Genomic DNA, 25,813 nt, shown 5'->3' with positions numbered 1-25,813 from the left:
CATGAAAGCATTGCCACTATTGGCCAGCATGCTGGCCGTTTCGCTATTGGCGGGGTGCCAGGCGCTCGACCCATCCGCCAGCGAGCCCTTTGAGTCGAGCTCCTCGGAATGCCTGTCCGATATTCCTACCCTGCAGGACAACGAATGCCTGCTCGAAGCGTGGGTCGATTTCGGGCTGGCCGCCCAGCGCGGTGACGCTGACTGGCGCCAGCGCACTCTCGAACGTGCCGAAGGCGAGCTGGCCAATGAACGCCTGGCACGTGCCGTGGTCTATGCGTGGGGCGATCGCGACCGCTGGAAGGAGGCCTCGGACCTGTTCAAGGCCGACCTGGCACTGGCCCCGAGCCGCCTGCAGCCGCTGTTGCGCCAGTGGTTGAATGGCCTTGAGGCGCGTCGTGAGCTGGTCGACCAGGCTAACCACAGTGAAGCCGCACGCCGCCAGGCCACCCGCGAGCGTGACGAGCTGGCCCAGAAGCTCGATGCCTTGACCGAAATCGAACAAAGCATCAATTTGCGCAACCAGTCACCCTGACGCAGTCCGTAGGGAGTCACACCAGTGCGCCAAGGAGTCGAAACGTGAAGCAAGCCGCCCATGTTCTGCTAGTGGATGACGACGTCAGCCTGCTCAAATTGCTGGGGATGCGCCTGGAGAGCCGTGGCTATCGCGTGACCACGGCCGAAAGTGGGCGCGAAGCGCTGGATAACCTGGACCAGACCCGGCCCGATCTGGTGCTTTCCGACTTGCGCATGGATGAGATGGACGGCATGGCGCTGTTCCAGCAGATCCAGAAGCGCATGCCGGGCCTGCCGGTGATCATTCTCACCGCGCACGGCTCGATTCCGGATGCCGTCAGCGCCACGCGCCAGGGGGTGTTCAGCTTCCTGACCAAGCCGGTCGACCGCGACGAGTTGTTCAGTGCCATCGACGATGCCCTGCGCCAGACGGCCAACGCCAGTGCCGACGGCGATGATGCCTGGCGTGCCGAGATCATCACGCGCAGCCCGCACATGGAGCGCGTGCTCGAGCAGGCGCGCATGGTCGCCGGTTCCGATGTCAGCGTGCTGGTCACCGGCCCCAGCGGGTCGGGCAAGGAGTTGCTCGCCAACGCCATTCACCGTGCCAGTTCCCGGGCCGAGAAGCCGTTCGTGGCCATCAACTGTGGCGCCTTGCCGGAGCAGTTGCTGGAAAGCGAGTTGTTCGGCCACGCCAAGGGGGCCTTTACCGGGGCGATCAGCCAGCACGAGGGCCTGTTCCAGGCTGCCGACGGCGGCACCCTGTTCCTCGACGAGATCGGCGACATGCCGCTGACCCTGCAGGTCAAGTTGTTGCGTGCCCTGCAGGAGCGCCAGATTCGTCCGCTGGGCTCGACGACGTCGATTCCCATCGATGTACGCATCATTTCCGCCACGCACCGCGATCTCGACAAGGCGATGCGCGAAGGCGACTTCCGCGAAGATCTGTTCTATCGCCTCAACGTGGTCAACCTGCGCCTGCCGCCGCTCAAGGAACGTGCCGAGGACGTGCCGTTGCTGGCCAAGCATTTAGTCACCCAGGCCGCTGAGCGCCACAAGCCGTTCGTCAAGGGCTTCTCTCCCGAGGCGCTCAACCTGCTGGCGTCCAGTGCCTGGCCGGGTAACGTGCGCCAGCTCGTCAACGTGGTCGAGCAGTGCGTGGCGCTGACCAGCACGCCGATCATTCCCGAGGCATTGGTCTCGCAGGCACTGATGGCCGAGGAAAATGCGCTACCTTCATTCAATGAGGCGCGTGCCGGCTTCGAGCGCAGCTATCTGATCAAGGTCCTTAAGATCACCGAGGGCAACGTCACCCAGGCAGCGCGTATCGCCGGGCGCAACCGCACCGACTTCTACAAGTTGCTCGGTCGCCACGACCTGGAGCCGAGCGCCTTCAAGCCCGGTGCCGAGCAGACCGGCTGAGACGATGTCTTTAGGCCCGCCACGGACTGTGCGGGCTCGAACTTCCCTGGACATCTCCTCTATAGTGGTCAGGGAACGCATGACAAGGAGACGTTACATGGCAGTACGTAATGGAATGCAGCGTATCGGGCTGGGAGCGGCCCTGTTCCTGATGGCGACCACGGCATCCGCCGGCACGGCCATGGCCATCGAGAGGACGCCCAGGGACGATCAACCGCTGGTCGAAAAATGCCGCCAGCTCGCCATGGAGCATTCAGGCCATGATCTGGAGGACAAGCAGATCAAGGATAGCAACCTGCCCGAGTATGAGTCCGGGAAGGAGTTCGAACTGCGAGTCAGCTTTCTCGGCCACGGCAATACCTTTCATAACGTGACCTGTGAAGTCGATCAGCAGGGCCAGGTCTCCTTCAAGGACGCCACCCAGGAAGGCTTGCCGAGTCTAGGTAGCTGATTGATCCCCGCCTGATAGAGCGTTTCTCTCATTCTCTCTTCTTGCGCGCTGGGGTGGCTCTTGCCGCTTCGGCGCCCTCAATGCGTCCTGCGCCGGCAGGACAGCGGACAATAGTCACCGCAATCGCCGAGTTCGGGTATCAGGTAGCGCAGGCAGCATAGCTTGCGTACGCGTTGCAGCGTGCCGTCCTCGCCCGTCACGTGTCGCACCGGTTGGAACAGCGGGTTGCGTTGGCCGTCGTCCAGTTCGCGGCGTTCGAGCAGTTGCCAGCAGGCATCGGTCATGCCTGGCCACATTGCCGGATGCGATTCCAGTTGGCTCAGGTAATAGTCGATACTGCTGCCCACATTGCTCCAGAATACCCGTGGGGCGGCGCCGGAGAGCTGGGCCAGCACGTCGATCACCGTCGATAGGTGGGCCATCATGCCCGCAAAGCGATGCTCGGTCTTGAAGCTGGCCAGCGGCAGGCCGTCGTGGCGCAGGCACAGCCGCTCGGGACGGCCATGCGCATCCAGCACGACATGCATCTCGTCGAGCCCCAGCGGCAACTCTCGTTCCAGCAAGACGTTCGCTGCCAGGCTGGGTTGTAGCACGAGGTGGAAATACCACTTGGTCCACATCGAGGCCACGGCACGGCGATCATCGACAGAAAAGCACGTCGCAAAACGCGCCAGTACTTGTTCGAGCCTCTCAGGTGAAAATAGCTGTGTGCCGGACAGGGCATGTTCAGGTGGCATGGTGCACAGCCAGGGTGGAGCGTTATCGGCCAACGGTCCCACGTACAGGCTCGCCAGGGGCGAGCCGGAACCGGCAAAAGCGTTTACCTGCTGCAGGGGGATTCGTGAGGTCATGGCCTGTCCCGGTAAGCGACGGCGATTGGCCCTGGCGTTGACGCCAAGCACTCAGTACAGGCGTGATGGTAGCGGAACCGACGAAAATATCAATGATAGCGATTATCAATTACGGCTGTAGCGGCGCTTGACCTCGACCGTCAGGCGGCCCTCGCCCAGGCGCGCATTGAGCTTCTCGCCCGGCTGGGTGTCGTGGGCACGCTTGATCACCTTGCCTTCGCCGTTCTCCAGAATCGCATAGCCGCGGCCAAGCACCGCCAGCGGACTGACCGCGTTGAGCTCGCGAGCCAGAGCGTTGAGTCGGCTGCGCTCGTGCTGCAGTCGCTGGGGCAGGGCGGCGTGCAGGCGCGCACTGACCTGCGCCAGTCGATTTCGTGCGTCGCCGACCTGCTGTGCAGGCACGAAGCGATACAGGCAGCGCTCCAGATGCTGGTGCTGCTGACGGGCGCTCGCCAGCCGTTGCTGCATGGCGCGCTTGAGGCGTGCCTCGAGTTGGTCGAGACGCTGGCGCTGCTGGTCCAGGCGCTCGCCGGGGTGGCGCAGCCGGGCGCGCAGGTGATCGAGGCGTTGCGACTCGCTGTCGAGTCGGGCCAGCTCGCAGCGGGCCAGGCGTTGCATCACGTCCTGCAGACGGCGGGTCAGCTCGCGGCGATCCGGCACCAGCTGTTCGGCAGCGGCGGATGGGGTGGGGGCGCGCACGTCGGCGGCGAAGTCGGCCAGCGTGACGTCGACCTCGTGACCCACCGCCGACATCACCGGCAACTGCGAATGGAAGATTGCCCGCGCCAGATGCTCGTCGTTGAACGCCCATAGGTCTTCCAGGCTGCCGCCGCCACGCGTGATCAGCAGCGCATCGAAGCGCCCCTGACTGCGGGCCAGGTGGTTGGCCAGGCCGATGGCGCGGATGATCGCCGGCACCGCCTCGCGGCCCTGTACCGGCACCGGCAACACGCTCACGTCGAGCATCGGCCAGCGGGCGGCCAGTACGGCCAATACGTCACGAACCGCCGCCCCGGTCCCCGAGGTGATTACCGCCAGGTGGCGCGGCGGGCAGGGTAGCGGCCGGGCATTGGCGAACACGCCTTCGGCGGCAAGCTGGTGCTTCAGGCGCTCGAAGGCCGCGAGCAGCGCACCCTGGCCGGCGGGCTGCACCGCCTCGACGATCAGTTGATAGTCGCCACGCGGCTCGAAGACCGAGACCTTGCCGCGCAGACGGATATGGTCGCCGTTGTTGAATGGTGCAGCGAAGCGTGCCCGGGTACGGAACAGCGCACAACGCACCTGAGCGCGATCGTCCTTGAGCGTGAAGTAGCAATGCCCCGACGCCGGCCTTGCCAGCCCCGACACCTCGCCCTCCACCCAGCAGTCGCCGAAGCCGCGTTCCAGCATCAGCCGGGCCTGACGGTTAAGTTCGCTCACGGAAAGGGCGGTAGGGGCGTTGTCCTGCATGGCCGGTCTCGGTCGCGGAGAAAAGCCCAGCCTACCTTGCAAGACAAGGAATGTCGCTCATGACGAGCCTTGCAGACTTTCATTAAACGATAAATATTATCATCATAATTATCATCTGCATTGGATCTGTCGTGTCGCGCTTACAAACTGCGCCTTTCGCTCAACGAGAAGGCACAAGGCGATCCGCAGGGGATTTCCGAATCATCGAGGATGACAGGCATGGCTGACAGCAAGAACAAACCGAAGGCGTCATGGACACGGTGGCAGTGCACAACGACTGCCCTGGTATGCTGCACGCCGCTGGTTGCCGTTCCCATGAGCGGGAAGGCACAAGAGTCAGGTGGCGGCAACGAGAACGAGCAGGGGACGTATCGCCTCGCGCCCATCATCGTCAATGCGCAGGCGCAAGCCGACGACAACGCGAACACGGTCGTTGCCCAGGAACTCTGGGTGGGCGGCAAGGTCGCGACCAGCATCCTCGATACCCCTGCCTCCGTATCGGTCATCACCGAAAAGGAAATCGAACAGCGCGACGCCAATACCACCGAGGAAGTCCTGCAATACACGCCCGGGGTCATCACCGAATATTACGCCACCGACGACCGTAACGACTATTTCAAGATCCGTGGGTTTCAGGCCACGACCTACCGTGACGGGCTGACGCTGGGCTCGATGCGCGGTGTTCGCGAGGAGCCCTTCGCCTACGAGCGTGTCGAGGTGCTGCGGGGCGCCAACTCCACCCTGTTCGGTCCGGCAGACCCGGGCGGGTCGGTCAACTTCGTGAGCAAGCGGCCAAGGTTCGAGTCGTTTGGCGAAGGCTATGTGGCGTATGGTTCATTCGATCGTAAAGAAGCCGGCCTCGATGTAGGCAATACGCTGAACGCCAGCGAGACACTGGCCTATCGCGTTACCGGCAAGATCAAGGATAGCGAGCGCGAATACGACCATTCCCAGGATGACGACGAGTTCATCATGGGCGGCCTGACCTGGGAGCCGACGAACTCCACCTCGGCGACGCTGATCGTCGACTACCTGAGCCGCGACAGCACCCCCAACAGCGGCGGCTATCCGTTCGACCGGGAATATGACCGCGACGAATTCTTCGGTGAGCCGGACTTCAACTATCACGATGTCGAGCGTACCAGTATCACTGGGCTACTCACCCACGACTTCGACAATGGGCTGACCCTGCGCGGCAACCTGCGCTACAGCGATCTGGCCGACGACTATGGCTACGTCTACCTGACGGATAGCGAAAGCCGGGCAGGTACCGTGGTGGACCGCGGTTATATCGGCACCGGCAGCGAAGCCCGGGAACTGATCGGCAACGCCATCCTGCAATACGATGCCCGCTTTGGCGAGGTCGACAGTAGTACGCTGGCGGGTGTCGAGTACCGCGATGCCTCGAGTGAAGGGACGTCCGTTTACGCCCCGGCGAGCCCGATCGATATCGTCGACCCCGTTTACAGTGGTCCCCCGAGTAGCCTGGTTGCCTACAGCGATACCGAACAGGACTACAAGACCCGGTCGCTCTTCCTGACGCAGAACCTGTCGTTCTTCGACCGATTCATCGTCACGGCGGGGATACGCAGCGACGACCTGGAACTCACCGAGAAAGACTTCCTCGCAAATACCGATTCTTCGGATGACTTCTCGGAAACCTCGGTCCGTGGCGCACTGACCTATCGAGTGACCGATGAAGTCTCCACCTATGTCAGCTATGTGGAGTCGGTGGCTCCCCCGGAAGTCGGTGTTACACCCGAGCGCGGCGAGCAGTACGAAATCGGCGTAAAGTACGCTCCCTTCGGTATGAACGCGCTCTTTTCTGCTGCGATCTATGACCTGACCAAGGACGATGTCACCACCTCGGTCGTGCAGGATGATGGCACCATCGAACAGGAAACCATCGGCGAATCCCGCGTGCGTGGCCTGGAACTGGAAGCCAAGGCCGAGTTGACCGATAACCTGAGCCTGGTCGGCGGTTATTCCTACATGGACTCTGAGGTAGAACGCGGCACGCTTCAGGACGGGACGTCAATCGAAGGCAATGACTTTACCGAAACACCAAAGCACACGGCGTCGCTGTGGACTTACTATACCTTGCCAGACAGGGACATGAGCTTCGGCCTAGGCGCCCGCTATACCGGTTCCTACTACTTCGATGCCGAGAACTCGGCCAAGAGCGAGGCGACAACGCTCTATGATGCGGCCTTCAGCTACCAGTTCATCGAAGACACCGAGCTGACCGTCAACGTGAGTAACCTGCTCGACGAGCAGCACGTGGTCGGCTCCGGCACGGCGGACTACTACAACCAGGGTCGCGAAGTCGTCGCCAAGGTGAGTTACCGCTGGTAAGGCAGCGCTGGCTAAAGACTCTCCCCGGCGGGCCGATAATTGATATGCCAGTGGCCAGTTGAGAGAGAAGATCATGAGTGAAGTCCATCGTTATTGGTACGAGGCCGCGACGCAAACTGCCGAAGCCCAGGCCGTGGTCCAGGCGTGGCTGGAAACGAAGTAACCCGCCACCGTTCTGCGCCAGGGAGTCGGTACGCTGTTCGTCATGCTCGCCTTTGTTGCCCTTGCAGGCCCTGCGAAACCCGCAGGGCCTTTTGCTTGCCGCATCATCTGCCCGGCAGGGCAGCCAGGGCGTTGGTCGGTTTGCCCAGCGCCCAACCTAAGTCGTATAATGGTTGATTAACTTCTCCACACCCCTTCTCCCCACAATCTGCTCATTGGGTGTTTCCGACATGCTACGTATGGCGCAAGAAGCTCTTACGTTCGATGACGTATTACTCGTACCCGGCTACTCGGATGTCCTGCCCAAGGACGTCAGCCTCAAGTCCCGCCTGACCCGCAATCTCAACCTCAACATCCCGCTCGTCTCTTCCGCCATGGATACCGTCACCGAAGCGCGCCTGGCCATCGCCATGGCCCAGGAAGGTGGCATCGGCATCATCCACAAGAACATGACCGTCGCCGCCCAGGCCGCTGAAGTGCGCAAGGTCAAGAAGCACGAGAGCGTGATCGTCAAGGACCCGGTGACCGTGGGGCCCAAGGCCAAGCTGCAGGACCTGCTCGACATGGCCGACGAGTACGGCTATTCCGGCTTCCCGGTCGTCGAAGGGGAAACCCTGGTAGGTATCGTCACCGGTCGTGACATGCGCTTCCAGCCGGACCACAGCGATAGCGTCGAAGCGATCATGACGCCCCGCGAAAAGCTGGTCACCGTGCCCGAAGGTACCCCGCTGGACGTGATCAAAGGCAAGCTGCAGGAAAACCGCATCGAGAAGATCCTGATCGTCGACGATGCCTTCCGCCTGCGCGGGCTGGTCACCGTGCGTGACATCGAGAAGGCACGCACCTACCCCAACGCCGCCAAGGATTCCGACGGCCGCCTGCTGGTGGGTGCCGCGGTGGGTACCGGTGCCGAGACGCCGGATCGCATCACCGCGCTGGCCGAAGCCGGCGTCGACGTGATCGTGGTCGACACTGCCCACGGCCACTCCAAGGGCGTCATCGACCGTGTGGCCTGGGTCAAGGAACACTTCCCCGACATCCAGGTCATTGGCGGCAACATCGCCACCGCCGAGGCTGCCAAGGCACTGGCTGAAGCCGGCGCGGACGCCGTCAAGGTGGGTATCGGCCCCGGCTCCATCTGCACCACGCGCATCGTCGCCGGTGTCGGCGTGCCGCAGATCACCGCCGTTTCCAACGTCGCCGAGGCGCTCAAGCCCTACGACATCCCGCTGATCGCCGATGGTGGCATCCGCTTCTCCGGTGACCTGGCCAAGGCCATCGCCGCCGGCGCAAGCTGCGTGATGATCGGCGGCCTGCTGGCCGGTACCGAGGAAGCCCCGGGCGAGGTCGAGCTCTACCAGGGCCGTACCTACAAGGCCTACCGCGGCATGGGCTCGATGGGTGCCATGTCACAGAGCCAGGGCTCCGCGGATCGCTACTTCCAGGAAAAGACCGACAACGCCGAGAAGCTGGTTCCGGAAGGCATCGAAGGCCGCGTGCCCTACAAGGGCCTGATGAGCGCCATCGTCCACCAGCTGATGGGTGGCCTGCGCGCCTCGATGGGCTACACCGGCTGCCGCAGCATCGACGAGATGCGCACCAAGCCGGAATTCGTCCAGATCACTGGTGCCGGCTTCGCGGAATCGCATGTCCACGATGTGCAGATTACCAAGGAAGCGCCGAACTACAGGGTAGGCTGATCGCCTCACCTGAAAGAACTTCGCGGCGGGGGCAACCCCGCCGCTGGCTTTTGGATCACTGTTGCGACCTCGCCCGTCGCCGCTCAACAGAGAGCCCACGATGCAAGACATTCACGCCCACAAGATCCTGATCCTCGACTTTGGTTCCCAGTACACCCAGCTCATCGCCCGCCGCGTGCGTGAGATCGGCGTGTATTCCGAAGTGCGCGCCTTCGATATCACCGAAGACGAGATCCGCGAGTTCAACCCCAACGGCATCATCCTCTCCGGCGGCCCGGAATCCACCGTCGCCGAAGGCTCGCCGCGCGCCCCGCAATGCGTGTTCGAGATGAAGCTGCCAGTACTGGGCATCTGCTACGGCATGCAGACCATGGCCGAACAGCTGGGCGGTCGTGTCGAGGGCTCCAACAAGCACGAGTTCGGCTACGCGCAGGTCAAGATCGAAGGCGACGATGACCTGTTCAAGGGCATCAAGGACCATATCGATGCCGAGGGCAACGCGCTGCTCGACGTGTGGATGAGCCACGGTGACAAGGTCGCCGAGGCGCCGGAAGAATTCACCGTCACCGCCTCCACGCCGAGCTGTCCGGTCGCCGCCATGACCTGGCCGGAAATGCGCTTCTATGGCGTGCAGTTCCACCCCGAGGTGACCCACACCCTGCAGGGCCAGCGTATCCTCGAGCACTTCGTGCTGGATATCTGCGGCGCCGAGCGCCTGTGGACCCCGGCGCGCATCATCGAAGACCTCGCCGCCCGCGTGCGTGACCAGGTCGGTGACCGCCACGTGCTGCTCGGCCTCTCCGGCGGCGTGGACTCCTCGGTGGTCGCGGCACTACTGCACAAGGCCATCGGCGACCAGCTGACCTGCGTGTTCGTCGACAACGGCCTGCTGCGCAAGAACGAAGGCGACCAAGTAATGGAAACCTTCGGCCACCACATGGGCGTGAAGGTCATCCGCGTGGATGCCGAGGACGAGTTCCTCAACAAGCTGAAGGGCGTCGACGACCCCGAGGCCAAGCGCAAGGCCATCGGCAACACCTTCATCGACGTGTTCGACCGAGAGGCCGCCAAGATCGAGGGCGTGGACTTCCTCGCCCAGGGCACCATCTACCCCGACGTGATCGAATCCGCCGCCAGCAAGACCGGCAAGGCCCACGTCATCAAGTCGCACCACAACGTCGGCGGCCTGCCCGAGACCATGAAGCTCAAGCTGGTCGAACCGCTGCGCGAGCTGTTCAAGGACGAAGTGCGCAAGCTCGGCCTTGAACTCGGCCTGCCCTACGACATGGTCTACCGTCACCCCTTCCCGGGGCCGGGCCTGGGCGTACGCATCCTCGGCGAAGTGAAGAAGGAGTACGCCGACATCCTGCGCGAAGCCGACGCCATCTTCATCGAGGAGCTGCACAACGCCGACTGGTACCACAAGACCAGCCAGGCCTTCGCTGTGTTCCTGCCGGTGAAATCCGTCGGTGTGGTCGGCGACGGCCGCCGCTACGAATGGGTCATCGCCCTGCGCGCCGTGGAAACCATCGACTTCATGACTGCGAGATGGGCCCACCTGCCTTACGAGCTGCTGGAGAAGGTTTCCAACCGCATCATCAACGAGATCCGCGGCGTATCGCGCGTGACGTACGACGTCAGCAGCAAGCCGCCCGCGACGATCGAATGGGAGTGAGTGTCGAGTAGGGCAGGCCTGCGCCGCCTAGCCCTGCTGCATCACACGACTCATACGAAAGCCTGCCTTTACCGGCAGGCTTTTTTGTTGCAAAAGGTTACCAAGCTAAGGCTAACTTTGGTTAAGGTGCTGGGGATACGGTCGATAAGAAGTCTAGGTAAGAACAATGCGTAAGGGGTCGCAGGGAAAAGATGTCATCCCCGGGCGGTAGCGTGTCTGGATAACTAGGTAGTATAAGACTCTATACCTAGCATAAGCTATTGGTTATAAATAGGTAATATAAATTCAGGATGGTTTAATGAATGCTATTGTAACTCCTTCTTTATTTTCAAAATATACTTTCCCAAGCATAGATGGCCACGTGTTAAGAGATGGACTTATTAATACTTTGGAGATGTATGCTAAGACCTTTGATGTGGTTTACGTTTATGGTGAGGAAGGATTTGGAAAAACATCTGTTCTGGCAGAGTTTGTTAAAAGAAATGAGGGGGATTGCATTGCATTGGTAATCGATCCGATTAGCAAATATTCTTATTATGAGGACTCAGTAGTAAGGGATATATTTGTACAGCTTAAGGCTTACATGGGGGAAGAGGATGAAGCTTTAAGTTTAAATATTGACAAAAAGGAATTGATAAGAACGTTCAATACAGTAGAGTATTTTTTAAAGAAGAATGGGAAAAGGATCTACTTTGTTATAGATGGTCTGGACCAAATTCCTGACGAAGATGATAGTTATGTAAAAGAGATACTTTCAGTTCTCCCCTTTAGTGGGAAGAACATAGGGTTTGTGTTTTCGGCAAAAAAAGGTATGCTCGAAAATTCAGTAACGGTGAGAAAAAGCAAAGCAATTAATATTGATTTGTTTTCACTAGAAGAAGCTAAGTATGTTCTTAAAGGAGTTGATGAGGAAAAAGTAAAGATACTTATAAATTCATTCAGCGCAACTCCAGAAACATTGCTAACCATTGAGAGAATAATAAAGCAAGGTGGGAGTGCGGACGAAATTCTGCAAATGGATATAGAGGGTACAGAAGGGCTTTTTGAAGAAGAATGGAGAAGGTCTCATGAAGTTATTCTTAAGCATGAGTATTTAATAGGTGTCATTGCTTATGCTAAAACGCCAATAAAAATACCTAAAATATTAGACGAGTTTTCTTTAAGCAAAGCTTGCTTTGAAGAAATAGAAAATATTAGCTTTCTTGAAACTAAGGATGGAACAGTTAAGTTTCGTTCAGCCGGGTATTTAAAATTTGCTAAGAAAAAGATGCAGAAAATAAAAGCTTCTTCTTTGAGGCACATAACTAATTTGATGTGTCAAGATCCAAGAAGCTTAGAGTCTCTCTCTTCGCTGGCTGATTACTATTCGGAAATGGGAGATACCCAAGCAGTAATTTCCCAACTCTCCAATGAGAATCTTGAACTTCTTCTAAATGAATCAAAAAGTATAAATGATCTTTCTAGACAGATTGCTTTGGGGGTAATGAACTCTGGTTCCAATGAAGTTGAAATGTTGAGATTTTGTTATCTTAAGTCTTTGATAAACGGCATAAAAACTTCGCCATTGTTGAAAAGTGAACTAAAAAGCCTGTTAGTAAAAGAGGATGTTAAGTCCGCTCTAGATTTGGCCAATAGCGCGAGTTCAAATGAAGAGCGCTTACAGATGCTTTGTCTGATTGCTACTGATTATAAAGAAAAAGAAAAGCCGTTTCCTGAATATTTGTGTTCTCAGGTTGATGATCTTTATAGAACACTGTCTCCGGAGCATTTGGGTGTAGAGAAAACTCTAGATATAGCCATTGACCTTCTTTCGTTTGACTCTGAAAAGGCTATGTCTTTAATTAATAAAATTGACTCCATGGGGGGTGGTGGAGAAAATAAGTCTGAATATGCTTTTTTTAGATTCACCATGCAGGCGCTTCAAAAGAAGCCGGATGCTTTTGATAGCGATTTTATAGATGTGAAAAATATTGGTGATAAAAAAAGAAAGGCAATAGAGACAATACGTCTTTTTAAAGAAGGTAAACCAGCTGAAAAGATCATAGAGGGTTTGAAGCATATAGATAAATCAGGGGAAAAGATTTTTATACTAAGAAATTGGATAAAATCTTCGCCTCAACGGGAAAATAACTATGTTTTAATTGATTATGTTATTGACCTGGCAATAAAAACCACGGACTATTCAGCTAATGCAACATTTTACTCAGATATTTGCAGGTGTCTTCCTTATCTAGAGGTTAATGTAAAAACCAAGACGGTTTATAACAAAATTTGCGCGCAGATAGAAACTTTAAAAAAAATCGGGCCTACTATTAACTTAGTGGAAACCCTTATGTATCTTAGTGAGTTTGAAGAAAAGGCTGGTATATTAAACTATACTCACGGCTATATATATAAATATATTGGTGAGAATGTAAAAGACAAGGCGGTTGCTCTTGCCGCACTATGCCTTTTAAGCAGTAAAGTTAATGATAGCTGCCTTAAGGAAACCTTGAAGAATAAAAAAGAAGAATGGTTTTTAGATCTGGTTGAATATACTGCTAATCAGTTTGATGTTTTAAAGGAAGCACTTCTTTTTGAATCTGAATTTGACCTTAAAAATTCTTTGTTGTGGTGTAAAAAGATCAATACTGAATACCGTCGTTCTGAGGCTATCGGATTTGTGCTTAGCAACTTTTGCAATGACCTAGGGGCAAGCGATAGAGGTATAACTATTGATGAACTATGCATGGAAATAAGGAAAATAAAAATTCCTCAATACAGAGATGAATGTATTGATCTGCTAATCAATTACTTGGAATCCTGTGCACAGGCCTCAAAGAACGACTTCAAGAAGGTTATTAAGCTAGCATTAAGGACTAAAAGCAATTCAAATATATGCAAGTTCTCCTCTAAAATTATTAATGCTATACATAAGGCAGGGTATAGTATGCCTGAACAAGAAAAAAAACTAGAAGAAACCTTGTTTCAAGCGTGGTCTAGCTTAGACGGGGACTGCTTAAAAATAGATCACGCATTTCGGATATCAAGCGTCCTATCGAAAAAGTCTGAAAGCTTGTCTGACAACTATATTGATTTTGCAATTAATTTAAGGCGTGAAGCTGTAATCGATAATGAGGAAGTATTGCATGCTTATTCTGCATCTATAGACTTGCAAATTAGAACCATGTATTTTTTGGTTAAAAACAGCATTCAAGATGAAGAAGATACAATTCATCTTTTGGATGAAATAAGTAAAATGCCAAGTGTTGTAGGAAGGGCAAAGCACCTTGCCCGGCTAGTTTCAGTGTTTCAAAAAAGCGGTTTAGATAGTGAGGCCAAATCAATAATACAAAGCCACATATACCCGCTATTAGACAACCTAGATAAGCAGTCTACTCAGTATGCAGTTTGTGTTTATTACACTTCTCCTGTTATATATAGTTTTAATCAGGTTTCTTTTAAAGGCTTGATAGATCCTGTTGTGCATAGCGACATATATTTCAGTGATAGGATATTAAGCCGCTGCTTAGTGTATCTCCTTTTCGATTGTATCCTTGGCGATCCTTTTGATGCCGTAAAAAATTATGAATATAGTGTTGCTTACTCAGATGTAGAAAGTATATTGGATATCATATCTCAGATGAGAGATGACTCTGTGGCTTACTATCATTTAAGAGAAGTCGCGAGAGTTGTAAAAAATTTAAAGAAAAAGAGGGTTTTAAGTGAGGCGCAAAACAATAGCTTGCTAAGTAAGTTTGGTGGCTATGTTGCCTCATTTCCTAAAGATCATGGGGTTAAGCATGAGGGTTACGCAATATGTGTAAAGGCGTTGGTTCTGTTCCTAGAGGGTAACAAAAATTCTTCTTCTTGGCAGGAGTTGCTGGAAGAGGCCATAAGTGTCCCGAATATATCTGACCGCGCTTTTGTCATAGCTGAAATTGCTGGGTTTATGCCAACTTCACTAGTTCAAAGCAAGAAGGACGCTTTTGAAGCGTCTTTCAGGTTGGTTGAAACAATACCATCATTCCTTGACAGGCTTAGTAGGTATGAATACTTGGCTGAGTTGTCAAAAAGGACAGATAAAAACTTTGCGAAAAAAAGTTTAAAAAATGCTTTTTTGATTTCTTCTTATGAAGATACTGAAGAGTTTACTCAAAAACGTTTATCACTGATTGATGCTGCTTATGGTATAGACGAAGATTTTCCTGATACCTTATCGGCTGTTTATAATGACGATCCCGCTAGAAAAAAAATACTTGAAAAGAATATTAGGGAAAAGAAAAAGACTGCAGAGGAAAAGAAAAAATTCGATCCTGAAGTTTCTGAAATTGGAAGTAATTGCTACTCTGAAAAATATGCAGACCTCGCTTGGCAACTTTTAGGGAAGCTGAATGCCTCAAACCATCCTCCCGTGAAAACCAATAAGTTTAGTAACTTCTTAAAGGGTGTATCAGAGTATGGCTATGAGGAGATGTACCCATTGCTGAGCTATTATGTGCATATGCTGGGTGAAAAGTATCAAGGAAGAGCAAATGCCCAGAAGTTTATTAGGCCAATATTTGAAGTGTTTAAGGTCTGCTCTTCTTCGTTTTCAAAAATATATAACTTTGAGGTTTCAATAAGGAACAATGCATTTGAAGATGAAGGAAGGGGTAGTGTTGTTGTTGGGTTTGATGAGACGGAAAAAGCAATCGAGTTTATGAGGTGTTGGGTTAATGGACTAAAAGGCTATGAAATTTTTGTTTTTGATCCTTATTTTTCATTAGAGGACTTGCGGTTTATTGGTGATGCAATAAGCAAGGATCCTGATTTTAACATAAGAATAATGACGAGCATAAAGCAAAAAAATAATATAGCTTCATCTTGTGGGGGGGATATCTCAGAGGGGATTATAGATTTTTGGGAGGAGAATGTAAGCACTGGCGAGATGCCAGACATTGAGTTGCTTTTTGCAGGTGCTGCAAGCTTAGACTGGGAGCTTCCAATACACGATCGCTGGTGGTTGTCAGAAGATAGTGGTATTACTATTGGAACGTCCATGAACGGTGTAGGAAAGCGACTTTCAGTTTTATCTAAACTTGACTCTAATGAAACAGCTGAGATTGAGCAAAAGCTAGAAAGTTATGTTAATAAAAAACAAAAATCTTTTGATGGAAAAAGGGTGCGCTATGAGTCACTGAGTATATAGTATGATTAGCTTTAAATTTAATACCTTGTTTCCTTGAGGAGGCCATAACATAGTTATGCAATTTACCGAAACATCCAGCCCACCACGAGGCGAACGACCCGAAGCATCATAACGTAGACGACAAGCGCCACGATAGTCGCGGCAATGAAGCCGTTTCGTATCCCCAGGTATCAAGCGCGGGGAAGAAGGAAAGGATAGGTTATCCAAGAAAGGGGATCAGCATTGTGAGTGGCTAGATGACAGCCGTGGTAACGAGCCACTGTTTCCAGCGCACCGGCTATTTGCTGGCTGCAGCCGGTGCGGTGAACCAGTAATCGATACCCGAGTGAGCTTCATGGTCTCGTTCTGTTGCAGGGCAGGCTGGATCTCTGCGATGGGCTGACGGCGCTCTTCAGAGTGATGCCAGCGCTCCCCCTGTGCTTCGCTGGTGAAGCGTAACGCGATCTTATAGCCCCCGCTGCCTTGCGAGGCCGCAAAGGTGTGCCCGCAATAGCGGTTGGCAGCGTCGATGGTGTGGCGCAGCCAGGTTTCGTAACGTTCAACGGCATCGGGCTGAACCCGGTGCTGAATGCGAACGGTAACGCTGCCGTCTTACGAGGACGTTGACGAGACATCAGCCATGAGTACGGCCCCCTATCGAGGAAGGCTGCTTACTCGGCCTGGAGTTTTCAGGGCAAGGGCGGTGGCATCAGGTGTTCACCATCATAGCCTTTGACCATTCCGAAGCTGTCGCCTCCCTTCTCCCAGTCTCGCTGGGCCTCGATGATCTCGGCCTTGCTGTGCCCAACGAAGTCCCACCAGATCCATATCTCCTCTCCAAGAGGTTCGCCGCCTGCCAGAATGGCTCGCCCCCATGCGTGTAGACGCACGTGTGCTGCACGATCATCTTCTCAAGGCTGGACTCTGCACCAGCAGCGCTTCGAAGCCAACGCACGGGAGTTGGCTGCGGCGATCGTGCTGGTGCGCAAGGCATGAATGGGTGGTTGCCAAATAGAAGGGCGGCGTGGAGACTCTTTCGTCAAGTGAAATCAGTAACAAAATTTGCACTAAGCGGCCGCCTCAAAGGCGCCCGCTTTCGTACTGACTCACCTTCAGAAGCGATCAACGCGGAACGGGGCCATATCCACCGCGGGGTTTCCGCCATCCATCATCTGGGCGAGCAGTTCGCCGGTGGCGGGGCCCAGGGTAAAGCCCTGGTGGCCGTGGCCGAAGGCGAGCCATAATCCTGCCTTGTCGGGGGCCGGGCCGATTACCGGTTTCATGTCGGGCAGGCAGGGGCGGGCGCCTTTCCAGGGCTGACTGTCGCGACGCTTGCCCAGCGGGAACAGCTTGCGTGCCACCTTCTCGGCGGCGGCAAGCTGCTTGTACTGGGGCGGCGAGTTCAGGTCGGCCAGTTCGGCGCCTGTGGTCAGGCGAATCCCGGCGCGCATGGGTTCGAGCAGGAATCCCTTCTCGGCGTCCATCACCCAGTGGTTGAGCTTGGCCTCGTTTTCGGCGGAGTAGTGCATGTGGTAGCCGCGTTTCACGAACAGCGGCACTTTCATGCCCAGCCTCGCCAGCAGTTCGCCGGTCCAGGGGCCCATGGCCACCACCACCTGCTCGGCTTCCAGATCCCCCTCGCTGGTCTTGACCTGCCAGCCACCCTCCACCTGGCGCACGTCCTCGACGCTGGCCTGCTTCACCTGGCCGCCCTGTTCGGCAAAGCTACGGGCATAGGCCTGCACCAGGCCGCCGGGGTCCGAGACCATCCAGGGCTGCGTCCAGTGGATCGCTCCGATCAGCCCCTTGCCCAGGTGCGGCTCCTTGGCGTAGAGCGCCTCGGCGTCCAACACGTCATACTCGACCCCAAAGCGCTCGTGATTCTCCTGGGCCACTTGCTGGCGTTCCTCGAACTCCTTGCGGGTGCGGTAAAGCTCCAGCCAGCCGCCCTTGCGCACCAGCGCCTCGGCACCGGCGGCTTCGATCATCGGCGCGTGGGCCTCCTGGCAGCGCATGATCAGCGATGCCCACTCGTTCACGATGCGCGCGTAGCGCTCACCACTCGAGTTCAGCCAGTAATCCAGTAGCGGGCCCGCCGCACTCATCATACCGGTGGGGCGGTAGCGGATGTCCACCTGGCGGTTGGGCAGCACCCGCAGCAGGGTGCCGATATCCTTGGGGAAGGCGTAGGGGCGCACGGCCTCGCGCTGGATGATGCCGGCATTGCCGAAGGAGGTCTCGAGCCCCGGCTCGCGGCGGTCCACCAGCGTGACGTCATGGCCGCGACGCACCAGGTGCCAGGCCACGGATACGCCGACCACGCCGGCACCCAGAACGATGATATTGCGGGCCATGAAGTTCTCCTTGCCAGTGGATACGGGATGCTCCGCTGGGGGCAGAGCCGTCATGCAAAGGAGTTTATCAATACTTCCCAGAAAATCGGCCAGGTGCTGATAATTAAGATTTTAATCCTGTATTTTAGGAATAATGCCGAGTGTTTTTTCAGAAACATGGCGATGAAAAGAGTTTGTTTCCGTGGCTGGCTGCCGGGTCTGAACGCGCCCCTGCCAAAGCGTCGAGGCACTGCATAGATAGTTACCATAGTCGGTAGTGTCGGCGACGGGGGCATGATCTCTTCGAAGGCGATATCACCGGCGGTCATCAGCACCCAGCGGCTATGAACCAGGACGAGTACTTCTTGTTGGCGATAGAGAGCCGAGAGGCCATGAGATGCTCCATGAGCACCACATCAACGAGAGGTCAAGGCTTTCAGGCGTTCATCGGCACGCTTGAGGGTCTTCATCCGTTCGGGGCGCTTCATGCTTTTCCAGGTGCGTATCTCGTCCAGTGAGCGACCGCAGCCGATGCACAGGTCGCCCTTGAGCTTGCAGATCGAGACACACGGGCTTTCAATCTTCTTGGCCATTCAATGCCTCACGGCTGTTGCTCGTAGTCGGCGTTGCCAGTCGCCGCCATGCTCCCGCCGACACGCTTCTTCGCTGTCGAAATCCACATGATGCGAGACGTCATTGCCATCAAGGCCGACGTCCGCCAGTGCGTCGGCGGTCAAGGCGAGGACTTGGCGTCGGGCATCGCCCTTGAGCGCGTTGGCCAGGTTGGCGTGGGTATCGAATACCCAGGTCACCACTAGGCTATCGGGAAAGCGCGTGTAATCGACCTGGTGGGTCAACCAGCAGAAGCCGGGCAGCAGGGGCTTGGCCTGCTCGCAGGCCTGGGTCAGTGAGGCGACGAGTTGCCGCTCCATCTTGCCGCGTTCTCGCTTGGCGATCATCCTGCCTCCCAAAACGGGCAGTGTGCCATGGAACCCGAGGACGTGGCATCGACTGTGTGCATAGGGGCGGCGATAGGGAATCGAAGCGTGATAAGGTCGAGGCAGACCCGACCCCAGCGGAATGCACGCCACATGAGCCAGGAACAGGCGCAGGTTCTAATCTACGAAGATGCCGACAAAGCTGTCGATGTTCGCTTGGATGAAGGCCAAGAGACAGTCTGGCTGACGCAGCGGCAGATGGCCGAACTGTTTGAGGTCAAACCTCAGAACATCACCATGCATTTGAAAAATATCTACGCGGAAGGGGAACTGGTGGAAGAGGGAACTTGTAAGAATTTCTTACAGGTTCAACTCGAAGGCGGGAGAGAAGTTAAACGTTTGCGAAGGCACTACAACCTCGACGCCATCATTTCCGTGGGTTACCGCGTCAATTCTCGGCGCGCGGTTCGCTTTCGCCAGTGGGCCACACGCGTCCTGCGCGATCACCTGACCCAAGGCTGGACCCTGCACCAGCAACGCTTCGAAGCCAATGCGCGGGAGCTGGAAGCGGCGATGGCGTTGGTGCGCAAGGCCGCCCACAGCCCAGCGCTGGACCTGCCCGGTGGCCGGGGCCTGGTGGATATTGCAGCGAGGTACGCGCAGACGTTTCTGTTGCTGCAACGTTATGACGAGGGCCTGCTGAGCGAGCCGCAGGCGCAGCCGGGTGGTCGGTTGCCGTCGTTGGAAGAGGCCCGGGCTGCGTTGGAAAGCTTGAAGGCAGAGCTAATAGGGCGGGGCGAGGCGACCGAGTTGTTTGCCGGTGACCGCAACGATGGCTTGGCAGCGTTGCTGGGGAATCTGGATCAGTCGGTGTTTGGGGAGCCGGCCTATCCCAGCGTCGAGTCCAAGGCGGCGCATCTGCTCTATTTCGTCGTCAAGAATCATCCCTTCGCTGACGGTAACAAGCGCAGTGCGGCGTTTCTGTTCGTCGACTTTCTGCATCGCAACGGGCGCTTGCTGGACACAGAGGGCGAGCCGGTAATCAACGATATCGGCCTGGCAGCGCTCACCCTGCTGGTGGCGGAATCCGATCCGTCCAACAAGGACACGATGATTCGGCTGATCATGAATATGCTGTCTGGAGACAGGCCGGCCGTGTGAATCCCGAGTCGTCTTTGGTGGAGTTGAACGAACCCGCAGCTAATAAATGTACTGCGGCTAATCACTAGGCCCGGCCAGGTTGGATGCGCTCGCCTAAATCCGAAATGAGTCGGCCCCCATCCCTGTTTACCGAAACAGCCAGCCTGCCACGAGACGAACGACCCGAGGCATCACGACATAGACGACAAGCGCCACAATGGTCGCGGCAATGAAGCCGTTGCGTATCCCCCATGTATCAAGCCAGGGGATCAGGGAAAATATCGGTTGCCAGAGAAAGGGGACCAGCATGGTGAGTGGCCAGATGACGGCCGTGGTAACGAGCCACTGTTTCCAGCGCACCGGCTGTTTGCTGACGGCAACCGGTGCGGTGAACCAGTAATCGATGCCCGAGTGGATTTCAATGGTCTCGTTCTGTAGCAGGGCAGGTTGGATCTCTTCGATGAGCTGACGGCGCTCTTCAGAGTGGCGCCAGCGCTCCGCCTGTTGTTCGCTGGCAAAGCGTAACGCGATTTCGTAGTCGCCACTGCCTTTCGGGGGCCGCAGGATGTGCACGCCCTGATGCCCGCAATAGCGGCTGGCAGCGTCGATGGTGCGGCGCAGCCAGGTCTCGTAGCGCTCGACGGCATCGGGCTGCACCCGATGCTGGATGCGAATGGTGACGCTGCCGCCTTGCGGAGGCGGTGACGAGGCAATGGTCATGGGCTCGGCCCCTATCAGAATGGCTGCTTACTCGGCCTGGGTTTTCCAGGGCAAGGGCGGCGGCATCAGGCGTTCACCGTCATAGCCCTTGACCGTTCCGAAGCGGTCGCTTCCCTTTTCCCAATCGCGCTGGGCCTCGACGATCTCGGCCTTGCTGTGCCCAACGAAGTTCCACCAGATCCATATCTCCTCTCCAAGCGGTTTGCCGCCTACCAGAATGGCGCGTCCCCCTGCGGGTAGGTTCACGGTAACGTCAGTGCGACCGCGGCCGAGGTAGGCCATTTCGTTGGGAGCGAACCGGTCGCCGTCGATGTCGAGTTCCCCTTCGAGGGGGAGCACGCCATATTCGAAATCCTCGCGTAGCGTCAGGGTGACGCTCGAGGCCTCACGGCTGGCAATATCGAGACCGACCAGGGGCGAGTAGGCCAGCGTCGGTGCCCCATGGCCGGCAAACTCGCCGATGAGCAGCGTAAACACGGCGTTTTGGTCTTCCCAGGTCGGCAGGCTGGGGTAATGATCGAATCGCGGTGAGGTCTGGCGGTCAGACTCGGGCAGGGCGATCCACAACTGGGCCGCATGCAGGTGAGTCTCGCCGGGGACCGATTCCTCGGTGTGGCTGATGCCGCGTCCCGCTGTCATCAGGTTGACCTGGCCAGGCCGAATGACCTGCTCATGACCCAGGCTGTCACGGTGCAGGACTTCCCCCTCGATCATCCAGGTGAAAGTCTGCAGGCCGATATGCGGATGCGGGCCGACCTGAAGGCCTTTGGCATTGCCCTTGAAGATGGCGGGCCCAGCGTGGTCGAGGAAACACCAGGCGCCCACCAGGCGGCGATGCCGGGAAGGCAGCACCCGGTTTACGGGGATGCCGCCAACATCGGCGGTGCGCGGTGGGATGTGTTGAATCTGGCGTTTACCGTCGATCACCGGACAATCCATTGACGATGCCAGCTCTTGGTCAGCGACTAGCGTGCTCATGGAACATTCCTCGTATGGGTAGACAAGGCCCGGCCTAAAGGGCCGGGCCTTGCATGTCAGACAGCTGCCTGTTGGGAATAGCTCTGCATCAGGTTGGCGTAGGCGGGCAAGTGGCCTGCCAGCAAGCCGCCAAAGCCTTCGATGTCGTTGCGCCAGTCGCGATGCAGCTCACAACCGACTCCAAACCAGGTCATGAGCTGGGCACCGGCTTGTGACATGCGCTTCCACGAGGCATCACGCGTCGTCTGGTTGAAGGTGCCGGAGGCATCGGTGACCACGAAGACCTCGTAGCCTTCCTCCAGCGCGGAAAGTACCGGAAACGCCACGCAGACCTCGGTCACCACCCCGGCGATCAACAATTGCTTTTTGCCGGTGGCCTTGATGGCATCGACGAAGTCCTGGTTATCCCAGGCATTGATCTGCCCCGGTCGGGGAATGTAGGGCGCACTGGCAAAGGCTTCCTTGAGTTCCGGCACCATCGGGCCATTGGGGCCGTTCTCGAAGCTCGTGGTGAGAATCGTCGGGATGTTGAAGAACTTGGCGATGTCGGCAAGTGCCAATACGTTGTTCTTGAACTCGTCGGGGCTGAAGTCTCTTACCAGGGATAGCAGGCCTGCTTGATGATCCACCATCAGCAGCGCCACATCGTCCTTGTTGAGACGGTTATAGGTAAAGGCCATGGTCACACTCCTGTTCTATCGGTTGGAAAACCGGCAACCGGACCTGGTTGCCGGGGCCTACGCCAGCGACAGTGTCGCTAGTCGCTCAGGACGCCGAAGGTGCCGTCCTGAAACTCCGTAAATGCACGCTGGATCTCTTCCACGCTATTCATGACGAAGGGGCCGTGGCCTACCACGGGCTCGTCGATAGGTTCGCCACTCAGCAAGAGCAACTTGGCGTGGTTATTGGCTTCCAGATGCAGTTCACTACCGTGTCGTTCGAACGACACCACGCTTTCACCGCGTACCACGGTGTCGCCATTGATCAGCACGGTTCCTTCCAGAACCACCAACAGACAGGTGTGACCGTCAGGCACGGGGACGACCGCCTTGCCACCCGCCAGGAGCCGCAAGTCCCACACGTTGATCGGTGTGTATGTTCGGGCAGGGCCTCGATGTCCAAGATAGTCGCCCGCCACCACCCGAACCACACCCGCGTCGTCATCCAGCGGTACACTGGGGATGTCGTTCTTCAGCAGTGCCTGGTAAGCCGGTGGTACACTCTTGAATCGAGCCGGAAGATTGACCCATAGCTGGACCATTTCCAGTCGACCGCCACGCGCGGTGAAGTCTCGGGAGTGGAGCTCCTCATGAAGAATGCCTGCCCCGGCCGTCATCCATTGCACGTCGCCTTCGGCAATACGACCTCCGCCACCGGCGGAGTCGCGATGCTCGACCTCGCCTGCGTAGACGAGCGTGACGGTCTCGAAACCGCGGTGCGGATGCTGCCCCACGCCACGCGGCTTTACCGCGGGCCGAAAGGTATGGGGGCCGGCATGGTCCAGCAGCAGGAAGGGGCTGAGGTGTTGCGCTCCCAGGCGTTCATAGGTAAAGAGCGAGCGTACGGGGAAGCCGTTGCCGACCCAATGGCCTCGCGGTGCGCCGTAGATTCCCTGAATCGTCTTCATCTCAGGCTCCTGTCTGTGTGAGAAGGCACTCGGCCTTGATGACAGGAAGGCTATTTCATGGACGAGGAAGCCGGTAGACGGTAGTTTTTATACTCACCGTCCCATGGATAGGACAACGGGAATGCAGGACCTCAACGATCTCTATTACTTCGTTCAAGTCGTGGATCACGGTGGCTTTGCCCCCGCTGGCCGAGCACTGGGCATTCCCAAGTCGAAGCTCAGCCGTCGTATCATCCAACTGGAGGAACGTCTGGCGACTCGGCTGATCAACCGCTCGACACGCCATTTCTCGGTGACGGAGCTTGGCCAGGCCTACTACCAGCATTGTGTGGCGATGCTGGTCGAGGCGGAGGCTGCCGAGGAGTTGATCGAACGCAATCGTGCCGAGCCACGTGGCACGGTGCGGCTCAGTTGTCCGCCCAGCGTGCTGCATCACCTGATTGCACCGCTGCTGGTGCGCTTCATGGTCCAATGCCCTCAGGTCGCGGTGCAGGTCGAGGCCACGAGCCGGCGGGCAGACGTCATCAAGGAAGGGTTCGATCTGGCCATCCGCATCCGTTTCCCTCCCCTGGAAGATAGCGACCTGAACATGAAGGTGCTGGCCAAAAGCCCCCAGCGTCTGATGGCAGCGCCTCGTCTTTTCGAACGCTTCCCCGCGCCGCAGACCCCCGCTGACCTTGGGCGATTGCCCAGCCTGGACTTCGAGCAATATGACAAGCACCACACCTGGGACCTGGTGGGGCCAGAGGGGGCTACCGCTCAGATTGCGCATCAGCCACGACTGGTGACGGACAGCGCCGAAACGTTGCACCAGGCCGCCCTGGCGGGGCTCGGTGTGGTCAAACTGGCGCTACTGGTCGGAGGTCAGGACCTGGCAAGAAACACATTGGTCGATGTCCTGCCTGGCTGGGAACCCCGCGGTGGCGTGCTGCATGCGGTATTCCCTTCGCGTCGTGGCCTGCTTCCTGCGGTGCGTGCTTTTCTGGATTTTTTGGGCGAAAACATCGCAGCAGAGGATTATTTAACGTTTCAGAACGCTTCGGGATGAATGACGAGGTCGAACGGAAGAGTACTCACTCGATCTTGTCATGGCCTGTCTTTAATCACTGTGCGTTTTTGGAGGTTCAGATGTTCTTCACGCTACTGCTGGCGACCCTGGGCATCGCGATCGCCGTCTCGACGGGGGCAGTGATGCTGTTCAACAAGCCTGTCGGCAAGATTCTCAAGCGAATCGTGAAGGATGAAATCAGTGACGCCTGGCACCGGTATATCACCTTCGCCGGCTTCGTGGTCGGGGTGTCAGGTGGGGTGCGGATTTATGACCTGGAGCGGTACATCAGTGCACCTCACCGGGAAGCGGAAGTGCTGGTGCTGACCGCCGAGCGCTGGACCCTGGAGATATATCGCACAGTCATCGAGACACTCCAGAGTATCGCCTGGATGTACCTGGTCGTGTTCATTGTGGCGCTGCTTGCCTATGTCATCGTCAGGGGGCTGGAGTTGCGACGCGGTCGGGAGGATTAGGCCTCTCATTGGTCACGAACACCCCGCTCGCCTCCATCCTGAAGCTTATCGGGGTGTTCGCTTTACGTAGGCGATTTCACGGTCATGGGATCATTGCTGATCAGAAGTTGATACCCATGCCGAAGGTATAGGCCCAGGCGCCATCGTCGTAGTTTTCTTCGGCACTGTTTCCGCTATCGAACAGGAACTGGTATTCGGCTCTGGCCTGGATGAAGGTGGTAGGCAGCATATAGTATTTGAGGCCAGTTTCCAGGCCGGCGATGCCGGTGTCGTTTACGCCGTCACCATAAATGCCACCGAGTGAGGCGCCCACAAACGGTCTAGCCGCATGTTGGCCGAAGTGGTAATCGGCAAAGCCCCGGGTACTGCCATTCCAGAAGTCGTCGTTATCGCCTTCCACGTCAGCATAATTGACGCTCTGGCGAATACCCACCAGAGTTTGAGTGGACAGGTACCAGCCGTAGTCGACGGAAAGACCGAAGCTGCTGTTGTCGAAGTCCTTGTCGCTGCTACCGGTACCGGAGAGAGAAAATTCCCTGTCTCCCGTCCTTGGGCCTATCGTGGTCATCTCTTGGGCCATGGCGGAGGAAGCAAGCAGAAGGGACGTCCCGACCGCTACAGTTAAAGAAGCATTTGCGGAAATAGTCATAAACAACCCCTTTTATTGATAGCCAGTTTATAACGACTTTTTCCCTGCGGGCTTGGGTATCCAGGCTCTTTGGCGTCTGCACTAGGCAATCGACAACAGCCACAGTTTGTTGTTATCGATTATTGTTTGTTGTATCTGTTGGATAGGTTTGCGACCACTAACCAGTGTAGAAGGCAC

Annotated in this window: 21 protein-coding genes; 10 read left to right on the top strand and 11 right to left on the bottom strand. The window is 56.5% G+C overall.

Going from position 1 to position 25,813, the window contains the following annotated elements:
* The first annotated feature begins 1 nt into the window (after position 1).
* The 3 genes from BM194_RS06985 (at position 2) to BM194_RS06975 (ending at position 2,386) form a co-directional block, all read left to right on the top strand.
* Positions 2-532 carry a hypothetical protein gene (locus BM194_RS06985; protein ID WP_092845144.1) on the top strand — a complete coding sequence of 177 codons (531 nt, stop codon included), beginning with the start codon at positions 2-4 and terminating at the stop codon, positions 530-532.
* Positions 533-576: 44 nt separating this feature from the next.
* On the top strand, positions 577-1,935 hold the full coding sequence (gene glrR / locus BM194_RS06980) for a two-component system response regulator GlrR (protein ID WP_092845142.1): 1,359 nt from the start codon (positions 577-579) through the stop codon (positions 1,933-1,935).
* A gap of 97 nt (positions 1,936-2,032) precedes the next feature.
* On the top strand, positions 2,033-2,386 hold the full coding sequence (locus BM194_RS06975; protein ID WP_092845140.1) for a hypothetical protein: 354 nt from the start codon (positions 2,033-2,035) through the stop codon (positions 2,384-2,386).
* 77 nt (positions 2,387-2,463) lie between these two features.
* On the opposite strand, the gene fhuF is transcribed toward BM194_RS06975, so the two are convergent.
* Together fhuF and xseA are read right to left on the bottom strand one after the other, a co-directional pair.
* Entirely contained in the window at positions 2,464-3,237 is a 774-nt protein-coding gene (gene fhuF, locus BM194_RS06970; protein WP_092845138.1) for a siderophore-iron reductase FhuF, read from the bottom strand.
* Positions 3,238-3,342: 105 nt separating this feature from the next.
* Positions 3,343-4,686, bottom strand: a complete 1,344-nt coding sequence (xseA, locus tag BM194_RS06965; protein WP_092845136.1) for an exodeoxyribonuclease VII large subunit — start codon at positions 4,684-4,686, stop codon at positions 3,343-3,345.
* A 219-nt stretch (positions 4,687-4,905) separates the two neighbouring features.
* Between xseA and BM194_RS06960 the strand changes: the two genes are divergently transcribed.
* From BM194_RS06960 to BM194_RS06945, 4 genes are all read left to right on the top strand, one after another.
* Complete coding sequence (locus BM194_RS06960) at positions 4,906-7,041, top strand: TonB-dependent siderophore receptor (protein WP_092845134.1); 2,136 nt, start codon at positions 4,906-4,908, stop codon at positions 7,039-7,041.
* Positions 7,042-7,433: 392 nt separating this feature from the next.
* Complete coding sequence (gene guaB, locus BM194_RS06955; protein ID WP_092845132.1) at positions 7,434-8,903, top strand: IMP dehydrogenase; 1,470 nt, start codon at positions 7,434-7,436, stop codon at positions 8,901-8,903.
* A 100-nt stretch (positions 8,904-9,003) separates the two neighbouring features.
* Positions 9,004-10,578, top strand: coding sequence for a glutamine-hydrolyzing GMP synthase (gene guaA / locus BM194_RS06950; RefSeq protein ID WP_092845130.1), 1,575 nt, complete (start codon positions 9,004-9,006; stop codon positions 10,576-10,578).
* A gap of 298 nt (positions 10,579-10,876) precedes the next feature.
* Positions 10,877-15,748 (top strand): ATP-binding protein, encoded by a 4,872-nt coding sequence (locus BM194_RS06945; protein ID WP_092845128.1) that lies wholly within the window; start codon positions 10,877-10,879, stop codon positions 15,746-15,748.
* A 668-nt stretch (positions 15,749-16,416) separates the two neighbouring features.
* Here the strand turns inward: BM194_RS06945 and BM194_RS06935 are convergent.
* The 4 genes from BM194_RS06935 to BM194_RS06915 form a co-directional block, all read right to left on the bottom strand.
* Positions 16,417-16,617: a pirin-like C-terminal cupin domain-containing protein gene (locus BM194_RS06935; RefSeq protein ID WP_092845126.1), complete on the bottom strand. Its 201-nt coding sequence runs from the start codon at positions 16,615-16,617 to the stop codon at positions 16,417-16,419.
* Positions 16,618-16,839: 222 nt separating this feature from the next.
* Positions 16,840-18,081 (bottom strand): NAD(P)/FAD-dependent oxidoreductase, encoded by a 1,242-nt coding sequence (locus tag BM194_RS06930; protein ID WP_092845124.1) that lies wholly within the window; start codon positions 18,079-18,081, stop codon positions 16,840-16,842.
* 395 nt (positions 18,082-18,476) lie between these two features.
* Complete coding sequence (locus BM194_RS06920) at positions 18,477-18,653, bottom strand: DUF1289 domain-containing protein (protein WP_092845120.1); 177 nt, start codon at positions 18,651-18,653, stop codon at positions 18,477-18,479.
* Complete coding sequence (locus tag BM194_RS06915; protein ID WP_092845118.1) at positions 18,654-19,019, bottom strand: hypothetical protein; 366 nt, start codon at positions 19,017-19,019, stop codon at positions 18,654-18,656.
* Between the two features lie 132 nt (positions 19,020-19,151).
* Between BM194_RS06915 and BM194_RS06910 the strand changes: the two genes are divergently transcribed.
* Positions 19,152-20,159: a virulence RhuM family protein/type II toxin-antitoxin system death-on-curing family toxin gene (locus BM194_RS06910; RefSeq protein ID WP_092845116.1), complete on the top strand. Its 1,008-nt coding sequence runs from the start codon at positions 19,152-19,154 to the stop codon at positions 20,157-20,159.
* Between the two features lie 126 nt (positions 20,160-20,285).
* On the opposite strand, the gene BM194_RS06905 is transcribed toward BM194_RS06910, so the two are convergent.
* The 4 genes from BM194_RS06905 to BM194_RS06890 form a co-directional block, all read right to left on the bottom strand.
* Complete coding sequence (locus tag BM194_RS06905) at positions 20,286-20,858, bottom strand: antibiotic biosynthesis monooxygenase (RefSeq protein ID WP_092845114.1); 573 nt, start codon at positions 20,856-20,858, stop codon at positions 20,286-20,288.
* 27 nt (positions 20,859-20,885) lie between these two features.
* The gene (locus BM194_RS06900) at positions 20,886-21,836 is read right to left on the bottom strand and encodes a pirin family protein (protein ID WP_092845112.1); all 951 of its coding nucleotides are present in this window, start codon (positions 21,834-21,836) and stop codon (positions 20,886-20,888) included.
* A 56-nt stretch (positions 21,837-21,892) separates the two neighbouring features.
* A complete protein-coding gene (gene ycaC, locus BM194_RS06895) occupies positions 21,893-22,516 on the bottom strand; it encodes an isochorismate family cysteine hydrolase YcaC (RefSeq protein ID WP_092845110.1) in 624 nt (207 codons plus the stop codon).
* Between the two features lie 77 nt (positions 22,517-22,593).
* Positions 22,594-23,463 (bottom strand): pirin family protein, encoded by an 870-nt coding sequence (locus BM194_RS06890; protein ID WP_092845108.1) that lies wholly within the window; start codon positions 23,461-23,463, stop codon positions 22,594-22,596.
* Between the two features lie 121 nt (positions 23,464-23,584).
* Between BM194_RS06890 and BM194_RS06885 the strand changes: the two genes are divergently transcribed.
* Both BM194_RS06885 and BM194_RS06880 read left to right on the top strand, forming a co-directional pair.
* Complete coding sequence (locus BM194_RS06885) at positions 23,585-24,511, top strand: LysR substrate-binding domain-containing protein (RefSeq protein ID WP_092845106.1); 927 nt, start codon at positions 23,585-23,587, stop codon at positions 24,509-24,511.
* Positions 24,512-24,591: 80 nt separating this feature from the next.
* On the top strand, positions 24,592-24,987 hold the full coding sequence (locus tag BM194_RS06880) for a hypothetical protein (protein ID WP_092845104.1): 396 nt from the start codon (positions 24,592-24,594) through the stop codon (positions 24,985-24,987).
* A gap of 100 nt (positions 24,988-25,087) precedes the next feature.
* On the opposite strand, the gene BM194_RS06875 is transcribed toward BM194_RS06880, so the two are convergent.
* A complete protein-coding gene (locus BM194_RS06875; RefSeq protein WP_244890897.1) occupies positions 25,088-25,555 on the bottom strand; it encodes a hypothetical protein in 468 nt (155 codons plus the stop codon).
* Between the last annotated feature and the right edge of the window lie 258 nt (positions 25,556-25,813).

The organism is Modicisalibacter xianhensis (genome assembly GCF_900113605.1).
GTDB lineage: Bacteria > Pseudomonadota > Gammaproteobacteria > Pseudomonadales > Halomonadaceae > Modicisalibacter > Modicisalibacter xianhensis.
This window is presented reverse-complemented; position numbering and strand designations above follow the sequence as displayed.